This is a genomic window from Mesorhizobium sp. M1E.F.Ca.ET.063.01.1.1, from assembly GCF_003998155.1.
Taxonomy (GTDB): Bacteria; Pseudomonadota; Alphaproteobacteria; order Rhizobiales; family Rhizobiaceae; genus Mesorhizobium.
The window spans coordinates 1-1,763 of sequence record NZ_RZSC01001005.1 but is presented as its reverse complement, the minus strand read 5'-3'; the positions used below and the strand labels follow the sequence as shown (position 1 = coordinate 1,763).

The 1,763-nt window shown below is 61.8% G+C and carries 2 protein-coding genes and 1 pseudogene; all 3 read left to right on the top strand.

The annotated features are described in order from the left end of the window. Positions 1–256, top strand: a pseudogene (locus tag EOA29_RS35350) (histidine/lysine/arginine/ornithine ABC transporter ATP-binding protein); the annotation flags it as partial. Positions 257–307: 51 nt separating this feature from the next. Continuing rightward, a complete protein-coding gene (locus EOA29_RS35345; protein ID WP_127222317.1) occupies positions 308–1,108 on the top strand; it encodes a transporter substrate-binding domain-containing protein in 801 nt (266 codons plus the stop codon). A 190-nt stretch (positions 1,109–1,298) separates the two neighbouring features. Then, positions 1,299–1,763 (top strand): ABC transporter permease subunit (locus tag EOA29_RS35340; RefSeq protein WP_127222318.1); only part of this gene is annotated, 465 nt, incomplete at its 3' end.

Here is a 1,763-nt window from a genome sequence, read left to right as displayed (position 1 = left end):
CGTCATGCTGTTCGATGAGCCGACCTCGGCGCTCGACCCGGAGCTGGTCGGCGAGGTGCTGAAGGTGATCGGCGACCTGGCGCGCGAAGGCCGCACCATGGTGCTGGTCACCCATGAGATGAAGTTTGCCCGCGAGGTCGCGACGCATGTCGTCTACCTCCATAACGGGCTGGTCGAGGAAGAAGGGCCGCCGGAACAGATCTTCGGCGCACCAAAATCCGAAAGGCTGAAGCAGTTCATCCGCAACGTCAGTTAAACTGTGGGCGGACGAAAACCGGGAACAACAACAAAACTGGGAGTCGTGACGATGAAGATTATTCTCAAGACCTTTGCCGCAGCGCTGCTGCTTGGCGTTGCCGCCATGGGCGTGGCCAAGGCCGATCCGGTCAAGATCGGTGTCGCTGCCGAGCCCTATCCGCCGTTCACCTCGCCGGATGCGTCCGGCAAATGGGTCGGTTGGGAAATCGAATTCATCGACGCTGTCTGCGCCGAGGAGAAGCTCGACTGCGTCATCACGCCGGTCGCCTGGGACGGCATCATCCCGGCGTTGACGACCAAGAAGATCGACGTCATCGCCAGCTCGATGTCGATCACCGCCGAACGGGAGAAGACGATCGACTTCTCGGACAAGTATTATAACACCCCGACCGCCATCATCGGCCCGAAGGATCAGAAATTCGGCTCCACGCCGGACGATCTCAAGGGCAAGGTCATCGGCGTCCAGGTGTCGACCGTGAACGCTGTCTACGCCAAGAAGCACTTTGGCAGCACAGCCTCCGAGATCAAGGAATACCAGACCCAGGACGAAGCCAACAACGATCTTGCCGCTGGTCGCCTCGACACGGTGCTGGGGGATTCCATTCCGCTTGGCGAGTTCCTCAAGTCCGACCAGGGCAAGGCCTGCTGCGACCTGAAGGGCATGGTGGCCCCGGATGACGAAGTGCTTGGGGTCGGCGTCGGCGCCGGTGTGCGCAAGGAGGACACCGAGCTGAAGGGCAAAATCAACGCCGGCATCAAGGCGATCCGTGCCAACGGCAAATACGACGAGATCTCGAAGAAATACTTCGATTTTGACATTTACGGCGGTGGCGGCGCGCAGTCGAACTGACATCGCCTACGCATGAGCAAAACCGCACGGCATCCCGCCGTGCGGTTTCGCCGAAACCGCTGACGAGAATGGCCAGCGGCTGACGCCAGCAAATCCGGGGGCGACGCTGATCGACGCATTTCTTTCGGCCTCGGCGGTCGGCACCATCGAACTTCTCTCGCCCTACCCGCCGGGCTGGGGCGGGACTCTTCTGGTTGGGCTGCTGCATTCGATCGAGATCGCGCTGGGCGCCACGTGCCTCGGTCTTTTGATCGGCACCGGCGGCGCCTATGGCAAGCTTTATGGCGGGCCGGTGGTGCGCGATCTCCTGGCGGTCTACACCACGATCGTGCGCGCCGTGCCCGAACTGGTGCTTATCCTGCTGCTCTATTATGCCGGGACCTATCTGATCAACCAGGCGCTGACGGCGATGGGTTATCAGCGTATTGACGTCAGCGGCCTTGCCGCCGGCATCGCCGTGCTCGGCTTCGTTCAGGGCGCCTATTCGACCGAGGTGATCCGCGGCGCGATCCTGGCCATTCCTCAGGGGCAAATCGAAGCCGCCCGCGCCTATGGCATGTCTTCCAGCCTGCTGTTGCGGCGCATCACCTTGCCGGCGATGCTGCCCTTTGCCATACCGGGCCTCGCCAATCTCTGGCTGATCGCCACAAAGGAC

Bases quoted from the DNA above. Each gene is read 5' to 3' on its own strand.
- EOA29_RS35345 (WP_127222317.1), top strand. From the start codon at position 308: ATGAAGATTATTCTCAAGACCTTTGCCGCAGCGCTGCTGCTTGGCGTT.